Here is an 8,184-nt window from a genome sequence, read left to right on the forward strand (position 1 = left end):
CGGATAATACTTTATCCAATAATAATTCCAGATTACTGTGTTAGGTATTGAGAATGAAACGTGTGGAAAAATAATATTTAGCTTCGCACGATCATTTTCACATGATAATCGAGTAATTCATCCTGCCCGCAGTCCGAAATTGCGGGCATGTTTGGAAATAAAAATAAAGTATCGGGGTCTTAAAGGTGAGTGAAAAGCCTTCAGGCATTCAGCCTTCTGGGCGGGAACGTCATTTCAAACCGGAAGAATTGATCGTCAGCAAGACGGATCTCAAAGGGCATATTACCTACGCCAATGAGGTGTTTTTGCGCCTTTCTGATTATTCGGAAGGTGAGGTTTTGGGGAAGCCGCATGCGCTGATCCGACATCCGGATATGCCGCGCAGCGTTTTCAAGCTTATGTGGGACCGGATTTCATCCGGTCACGAGATTTTTGCCTATGTCGTGAATATGGCCAGCAACGGGGATCATTATTGGGTCTATGCCCATGTGACGCCGACCTTTGATGCCAGTCACAAGGTGATTGGATACCATTCCAACCGCCGGGTGCCCGATCCAAAGGTTCTGAGCGAAACGATCATTCCTCTCTATGCGGAACTCCGCAAGATCGAGGACAGTCTGCCCAATCGCAAGGACGGCATGAATGCCGCATCCGAGGCCTTGTCACAGAAGCTTTCTGATATGGGCATGTCGTACGACGAGTTTATCCAAAGTCTCTAGAGGATCGCAAAGCGGTTCCCGAAAATGCAAGGTTTGAGGTTCTAATGTCTCTGTTCGGTGGTTCAAAATCGGGTATCAAAAAGGCACTGGATGTGGTTCTGGCCGCAGCGGACGGTGATTACGAAGCCCGCATTACCAATGTCGACAGTCATCCTGACATGCGCGAACTGTTTATTGCGATCAACCGGCTGATTGACCGCAATGATGCGTTCCTGCGCGAAAGTGCGGCATCCATGGGGGCGGTTTCCGAAAACCGTTATTACCGGCGCATTGTCGAAACCGGGCTGGTCGGGGATTACCTGTCTTCGGCCAAGCGGATTAATGCCGCAAGTGCCTCCATCGAAAAGAAACTGTCCGGGTTTGCCGACATTCTTGATGAATTCAAAAGCGGTTCCTTTGCCGCGGTTGATGACATTGCCAATGCCGCGTCCGCCCTTTCCGAGGCATCCGGCGATGCCAACTCCATCGCGCACGAAACCAGTTCACGTTCAACCAACGTTGCCGCGGCGGCGCGCCAGACGGCGGCCAATGTCAGCGAACTTTCGGCCGCATCCGAAGAGCTGAACGAGGCGATCCGCAATGTGTCCGAACAGGCGCGTGAATCGGTTGAAATTGCCAACCGCGCAAATGGCCTTGCCCAGGAAACCGATGGTCGTATCGGACAGCTGGAAGCGGCTGCTGGCGAGATTGTCGAAGTGGTCAGCTTTATCCGCGACATTGCGGCTCAGACCAACCTTCTGGCATTGAATGCCACCATCGAGGCTGCGCGCGCCGGTGAAGCCGGCAAGGGCTTTGCCGTGGTTGCCAACGAGGTCAAGGGACTTGCCAACCAGACCAGCAAGGCGACCGAAAGCATCGAAGAAAAGGTTCAGGACATTCAGACCGCGATTGAACAGTCCGTCGGTTCGATCCGCGAAATTGCAGGCGTGATCGATGATCTGGCGGCACGTTCGGACACGATTTCGGGCAATGTCGAAACCCAGGCGAACTTGTCTACCAACATCACGCGCAATGTCGAACAGGCATCAAGCGGCGCACAGGAAGTCACCGACAATATCACCGTGGTTTCCGATATGGCCGGGCGTACCGGGGAGGCTGCCGATACCACACGCGACATGGCCAGTCGTCTTGCCGATCAGTCGGAAAGCCTGCGCAATCAGTTGGGTGTGTTCCTCGATACCATCGAAAAGCTGCTTTATACCGCCAAGAAATAGCCGCTTTCTGCGTGCAACAGGATGCGTCGGGCGTCATGATGGTACCCGGTCAGGATTTTCAGTCAGGAGAGCGGTGCCATGCGGGTTTTCTTCAATTCGCGCCACGATGCCCATGACGGGGCAGGCGAAATGCATCACGGACGCATGGTGCCGTGTTTTGAAAACGCCCGGCGTATTCCGATCATTCGTGATGCCGTCGCGCACGCGATCAAGGCACAGCTGTTTGATCCCAAGGATCACGGCATGGACCCGATCCGCGCGATCCACGATCCGGATTATCTCGATTTTCTTGAAACCGCGTGGGATGGCTGGACCAAGGCCGGGAATAGCGGCGATGCCTTTCCCTATGTCTGGCCGACGGCGGGTTTTTCAGGCGGCAAGCCCGAACATATCAGTGCGCGCCTTGGTCAGTACGCCATCTCATCTGATACACCGATCACGCAAGGGACCTGGAAGGCAGCCTATTGGGGGGCGCAGACCGTCATATCGGCTGCCGAGGCAACCTGGAGCGAAGGCGAAGCATCCTTTGCCCTGACCCGTCCGCCGGGACACCATGCCCATGCTAACCGTTATGGTGGATATTGCTTCTTGAACAATGCCGCCATCGCCGCCCAGCACATGATTTCCAAGGGGGCGAAAAAGGTCGCCATCCTTGATATCGACTACCACCACGGCAATGGTGCGCAGGATATTTTCTATGAGCGTGGCGACGTTCTGACGATTTCCATCCATGCCGATCCAACCCATCAGTTCCCGTTCTTCATGGGTTATGCCAATGAAACCGGGCGCAATGACGGGCAGGGTGCCAACCTGAATATCCCGCTGCCGGGTGGCAGTGATTTCGCGGGTTGGGGGGCTGGCTTTGCCAAGGCGATGCAGAAACTTCTGACCTGGCAGGCCGATGCGCTGGTGGTGGCCCTTGGTGTTGACGCCCACGAGGCGGAACCGATTTGCGACTTCAAACTCCAGACCGACGATTTCAACCGCATCGGGCAAATGATCGGGCGTATGGGGCTTAAAACCATGTTCACCATGGAAGGCGGCTATGCCCATGATGTGATTGGGCAAAACGTTGCCGCGGTTCTGAGCGGGTATCTGGCGCTTGCCAAAAACTAGACCGGCCTAAATCGAATACTAAAAAACGCCCCGGCATCTGTTCGGGGCGTTTTTTTTGTTTAGCGTTCTATTGGTTTAACGTTCCCATGGCGGTGTACCGCCAAATTCCGCCACCAGAAAATCGACAAAGGCGCGGACACGCGTCGGCAGATAACGGTTTTCCGGATAGAGTGTATAGACCGCATGCGAAGGTGGCTGGTAATCGGGCAGGACGCGTTGAAGGCGTCCGTCGCGCAGATATTCGTCGACTTCCCAGTTCGATTTCAGTGAAATGCCATGCCCGTCAAGGCACCAGCGGGTCAGGACTTCGCTGTTATCGGAATCCATCGAACCAGCGACAGCCAACGTGACCGGGGGCTCATCATTCGGCCCTTGCAGGGTCCATTGATATTGCTGCGATCCCGGGAAGCGCAGCAGCAGACAATTGTGGTTCAAAAGGTCTGCGGGCACCTTGGGCGCGCCGTTCTTTTTGAGATAATCCGGGCTTGCGACCAGCATGCGTTTATTGGTGGCCAGCTTGCGGACAATCAACGAGCTTTCCTTAAGCTCGGCGATGCGGATGGCAAGATCGACCTTGTCTTGCAACAGATCCAGCAACCGATCAGACAGATGCAGGCGGATTTGCACATCCGGGTTCTGTTCGACGAATTTCGGAATGATCGGGGCAACGAATTTGTTGCCGAATGCCACCGGGCAGGTCAGCGTGACCGGGCCGCGGGTGGTGTTTTTCTGGTTGGCGATGGCGTTTTCGGCTTCCTGCATTTCCGAAAGAATGCGCAGGCAGTGCCGATAATAAACATCCCCCTCGGTCGTCAGGTTGACCCGGCGCGTTGTGCGGTTCAGCAAACGCACCCCAAGCCGTTCTTCAAGGCGGGCAATCCGGTTTGACACCACAGCCGCCGAATGGCGCAATTCACGCCCGGCAGCAGAAAGGTTGCCAAGTTCGGCAACACGGACAAAAATCTGGATGTCCTCAAAGTCGGACATGGTGCGGGAAGCTCCTGATGTCTGAGGGCTGTTTCTTGATTTCTGGTGGGCGTTTTAAATCATTATATGTGCAGATTAGCGGCCACACTCTGCCATTTTAAAGATTATTTTGAAAGTCATTTCGATTATGCTCAACCCCTAAATAATAGAGGCGGTCGGGGGACTGTGTTACAGATCGACTGAATTAAACCCGGGCAAAATGCTGCCATCAGAGCCATTCATGCGTCCCGGGGCATCATCAAGGCAGGGCTGCCAGCGCGCCGGAAACCGCGCACAGGCGAGACGGAGGTTTCAAGCACCGTGGATATTCTGTTTCAGGACTGGATCAATCTGATCCTGCGCTGGGCGCATTTGATTACGGGCATCGCCTGGATCGGGTCTTCGTTCTATTTCGTCTGGCTTGACCTTAGTTTGCGCAAGCGCCCGGACATGGATGAAGGTGTCTATGGCGAAGCCTGGATGGTGCATGGTGGTGGTTTTTATCATGTGAACAAATGGATGGTAGCACCCAGTTCCATGCCGCCCGAACTGCACTGGTTCAAATACGAGGCCTACTTCACCTGGATTACCGGCTTCGCACTTTTGGTCACCATGTATTACTGGAGTGCCGAAAGCTATCTGATCGACCCAAGCGTGCTGGCGCTGACCAAGATGGATGCGATCCTGATTGGGCTTGGCAGCCTGTTTGCCGGTTGGGTGATCTATGACATCATTTGCAAAAGCGCGATTGGCAAACGCACCGATACGCTGGCGGTCGCGCTGTTCATCCTGATCTTGGCGGCGAGCTATCTGTTTACCCATGTGTTCAGCGGGCGGGGGGCGTTTATTCATGTCGGTGCGATGATTGGCACGATCATGGCCGCCAACGTGTTTCGCATCATCATCCCGAACCAGAAAAAGGTCGTCGCCAGCCTGATGGCCGGGGAAAAGCCCGATCCGAAACTGGGGCTGCAGGCCAAGCAGCGTTCAACGCACAACAACTACCTGACGCTTCCGGTGTTGCTGATGATGATCAGCAACCACTATTCGATGCTGTTTTCCCATGATCAGTCCTGGCTGATTGTCGGTCTGATCCTGATCATCGGTGGGTTGGTGCGCCACTTCTTTAACACGCGCAATGCAGGCGGCACCGGCAAGGCGATTGCATGGCAGCTTCCGTCGGCGGTGGTCGGGATGGCGATCCTTGCGATGTTTGCATCCTATGATCCGAACGCGGTCAAGCTTGCCGATGAAGACGTGATTACCGCCAATCATGCCTTGGCCATCGTTCAGACCCGCTGTTCGACCTGCCATTCGGCGAACCCGAGTGACGAGGGCTTTGACGAAGCCCCGGCAGGCGTGATGTTTGATGATCTGGCCCAGATCGAAGCAAATGCGCAGCGTGTTCTGGCACAGGCGGTTATTGGCAGGGCCATGCCGCTTGGCAATATGACGGAAATGACCGACGAGGAACGCGCGCAGCTTGGTCAGTGGATCCGGGCAGGCATGCCGGAATAAGCAGACAGGGACTATATCCAAAGGAAAGAGCGGTCGTAATGCACGACCGCTCTTTTGCGTTGACGGATTGCTTTAAGGTCGGCGGGGATGGGGGATCAATTCCAACCTAAACGTCAGCGCGATAGTTCATCGGTACCCAGTCATACATCGTGGCATCTTCGCGGACATGACCAAATCCCGGGAAGGCGACATGGCAGCCGGCAACCAGGTACTTTTCCTGTACTGCTTCGGCAAAGGCCGCTTCGCGAGATTTGATTGCCATGTCGGTGTCGCCGTCAAAGGCGATGGCAACATTTGGATCGTCAAACTGCACGACGTCGCCATGGGTAATGTCGCCCCAATAAACAAACTTCTCGCCCTTGCTTTCGATCCAAAGCGCGCTGTGGCCCGGCGTATGTCCGGGGCGGAAAGTGGTATTGACCATGCCTTCGATGGCCGGGGCATCGGGGGCATATTTGGCAAGCTTGCCGCTATCGATATAGGGGGTCAGGGCCGCAACCGCCTGATCAAAGAACGCCTTGGCGTCTTCAGGCGCGGTCGCCTTGTTTTCGGCACTGAGCCAGAACGTGGCGTCTGCCTCTGGAACATGCACGGTGGCATTGGCAAAGACCTTGTTGCCAGCCAGTGTCAGGCCGCCGGTATGGTCGGGATGGATGTGGGTAATCACGACATCATCGACCTGATCAGGGTGATAGCCCGAGGCAATCATGTTGGCCGGAAGTTTGCCAAGTGCCGGTCCCATCAGATCGCTGGTTCCCGCATCGAGCAATACAAGACGATCCCCGAAATTCAGCAAATAGGCATTGACCGAAAGATAGGTTGGGGTGCCCTGAAACGCACTGGCAAGGGCCAGGCGGGCCTGTTCGGGCGTGGTGTTCACGTAAAGATCGGCGATCGGGAACTGGGCCGCACCGTCAGAAAGGGCGGTGACTTCGACATCGCCGACCATGACCCGGTAATAGCCCGGTGCCTGTGTGCCAACCAGAGGTGCCTTTGCCTTTGCGGCCAGTGGCACAAAGACGGTGCTGCCAATCGCGCCAACGGCACCGGCGGCAAGCGTGCTTTTGAGCAAATCACGACGTGATAGCATTTTTCTTTTCCCTCAAATCATGCCGGTGTGCACCGGCGGGTTGTAAGCTGATGGGGAAAGGCTATAGTGCGATCAGTCAGTAATCAAATCGATACCAGTCATGGATAATATTGATCATTTCAATTTACGGTCATTTGACCTCAACCTGATGATTGCGTTTGACGCCATGATGCAGGAAATGAGCGTGACCAAGGCGGCCGAGAAATTGCGCATCGGGCAGTCGGCAATGAGCCACAATCTCAATACCTTGCGGATGTTGCTGGCCGATGACCTGTTTGTACGTGTCGGTCAGAAAATGCAGCCGACAGCAAAAGCCCGTGCGCTGGCCGGGCCGGTGCGCACCGCCCTTTCCCAGGCACAGAACGCCCTTCATGCGACGGATTCTTTTGATCCACAAACCGCCCAGCGTGTTTTTCGGTTGGGCGTGACGGGTGAAATGGACATGATTTTGCTGCCGGTTCTGATGCAGCATTTGCAGCAGCAGGCACCGGGCATTAAGATTTTGAGCCGTACCATCACATCTGAAACGGTTGATGGAATGATCAATGGCGGCGAGATTGATCTGGCGATTGGCTGCAAAAGCCAACTCAACACAGGCCATTTCGGCGAGGTTCTGTTCAACTCGGAAGTCGCCTGTTGTTTTAATCCCGATATTCTCGATTTGCCGCTGCCGATGTCGCGTGCGCAATATCTGGCATCGCGGCATGCGGTTCTGTCCCAGACCGAGAATGTCGCCGGGTGTGTTGGCGTCGCGCTTCAGGGGATGGGCATCGAACTTGATGTTGTTCTGGCGGCACCTGATTTCATGCCGCTTCTGGCAGCGGCCCGAAACAGTGCCGTGATTGCCACTGTGCCGTGTCGTATTGCCAACCAGTATGCGCCGTTATTCGGGTTGTCTTATTGCCCGATGCCGATTGATGTGGCGTTCCCGCCGGTGACGATGAACTGGGCTGTGTGGACGGACAAGGATGTTGGTCTGATCTGGTTGCGTGATCAAATCCGCACAGCAATTAATGCGATCGCGCCGGATCGCGAATTGCAGGCGGCCGAGTAATCCCGGCCAAATACGCCCAGAAATCTAAACGCCCCGCCGGTATCCCGACGGGGCGGGAAGCTGGCCGACACAGCGCAGATTGTGGTGCAATAAGCTCAGCGCAGGCGAAACTTCCGCGCTCCAGATAGGCTGTGAAAACCCTGACGTCAACATGATCAAAAATTAATCAAAATGTAATCAATGATTGAAAAATAGTCATTCAAAACACGGCTTACGCAAATATTTTCCCCGAAATAGCTGTAAAATGGTTTCTTATTGCGTGAGAATCCCTCGATTCGCGATTTTATTCGATATGGCCTCTGAGTCTGGCACGGTTTTAGCAAGTGCAACGGCGGTGCAATAAAAACTCAGTGGAGGCTATAAATGAATAAGAAGCTTCAGGCGCTCATTGGCGCCGGGGCCATGGCAGTGTCTGCAATGGCAATGTCAGCCGCACAAGCAGCAGAAACCATCAAAGTTGGTGTGCTGCACTCTCTTTCCGGGACGATGGCGATTTCCGAAACCACG

General features: G+C 54.8%; 7 protein-coding genes and 1 pseudogene. 6 read left to right on the forward strand and 2 right to left on the reverse strand.

Annotation, left to right across the window (positions count from 1 at the left end):
* Positions 1 to 185: 185 nt before the first annotated feature.
* From B3Z49_RS07405 to B3Z49_RS07415, 3 genes are all read left to right on the forward strand, one after another.
* The gene (locus tag B3Z49_RS07405) at positions 186 to 719 is read left to right on the forward strand and encodes a PAS domain-containing protein (protein ID WP_120224106.1); all 534 of its coding nucleotides are present in this window, start codon (positions 186 to 188) and stop codon (positions 717 to 719) included.
* Between the two features lie 44 nt (positions 720 to 763).
* A complete protein-coding gene (locus B3Z49_RS07410; protein ID WP_008888431.1) occupies positions 764 to 1,933 on the forward strand; it encodes a methyl-accepting chemotaxis protein in 1,170 nt (389 codons plus the stop codon).
* 78 nt (positions 1,934 to 2,011) lie between these two features.
* Positions 2,012 to 3,049 carry a histone deacetylase family protein gene (locus tag B3Z49_RS07415; RefSeq protein ID WP_296989496.1) on the forward strand — a complete coding sequence of 346 codons (1,038 nt, stop codon included), beginning with the start codon at positions 2,012 to 2,014 and terminating at the stop codon, positions 3,047 to 3,049.
* 75 nt (positions 3,050 to 3,124) lie between these two features.
* On the opposite strand, the gene B3Z49_RS07420 is transcribed toward B3Z49_RS07415, so the two are convergent.
* On the reverse strand, positions 3,125 to 4,036 hold the full coding sequence (locus tag B3Z49_RS07420; RefSeq protein WP_008888429.1) for a LysR family transcriptional regulator: 912 nt from the start codon (positions 4,034 to 4,036) through the stop codon (positions 3,125 to 3,127).
* A gap of 300 nt (positions 4,037 to 4,336) precedes the next feature.
* On the opposite strand from B3Z49_RS07420, the gene B3Z49_RS07425 reads away from it, so the two are divergent.
* A complete protein-coding gene (locus B3Z49_RS07425; protein WP_296989499.1) occupies positions 4,337 to 5,533 on the forward strand; it encodes a urate hydroxylase PuuD in 1,197 nt (398 codons plus the stop codon).
* Between the two features lie 106 nt (positions 5,534 to 5,639).
* Here the strand turns inward: B3Z49_RS07425 and B3Z49_RS07430 are convergent, their stop codons facing one another.
* Positions 5,640 to 6,623 (reverse strand): MBL fold metallo-hydrolase, encoded by a 984-nt coding sequence (locus tag B3Z49_RS07430; protein ID WP_296989502.1) that lies wholly within the window; start codon positions 6,621 to 6,623, stop codon positions 5,640 to 5,642.
* Positions 6,624 to 6,723: 100 nt separating this feature from the next.
* Between B3Z49_RS07430 and B3Z49_RS07435 the strand changes: the two genes are divergently transcribed.
* Positions 6,724 to 7,677: a LysR family transcriptional regulator gene (locus B3Z49_RS07435; protein WP_296989505.1), complete on the forward strand. Its 954-nt coding sequence runs from the start codon at positions 6,724 to 6,726 to the stop codon at positions 7,675 to 7,677.
* A 363-nt stretch (positions 7,678 to 8,040) separates the two neighbouring features.
* Positions 8,041 to 8,184, forward strand: a pseudogene (locus tag B3Z49_RS07440) (transporter substrate-binding protein); the annotation flags it as partial.

Origin of the sequence: Thalassospira sp. UBA1131, from assembly GCF_002311515.1 — a bacterium.
GTDB lineage: Bacteria > Pseudomonadota > Alphaproteobacteria > Rhodospirillales > Thalassospiraceae > Thalassospira.

Bases quoted from the DNA above. Each gene is read 5' to 3' on its own strand.
- B3Z49_RS07410 (WP_008888431.1), top strand. From the start codon at position 764: ATGTCTCTGTTCGGTGGTTCAAAATCGGGTATCAAAAAGGCACTGGAT.
- B3Z49_RS07415 (WP_296989496.1), top strand. From the start codon at position 2,012: ATGCGGGTTTTCTTCAATTCGCGCCACGATGCCCATGACGGGGCAGGC.
- B3Z49_RS07420 (WP_008888429.1), bottom strand. From the start codon at position 4,036: ATGTCCGACTTTGAGGACATCCAGATTTTTGTCCGTGTTGCCGAACTT.
- B3Z49_RS07430 (WP_296989502.1), bottom strand. From the start codon at position 6,623: ATGCTATCACGTCGTGATTTGCTCAAAAGCACGCTTGCCGCCGGTGCC.
- B3Z49_RS07435 (WP_296989505.1), top strand. From the start codon at position 6,724: ATGGATAATATTGATCATTTCAATTTACGGTCATTTGACCTCAACCTG.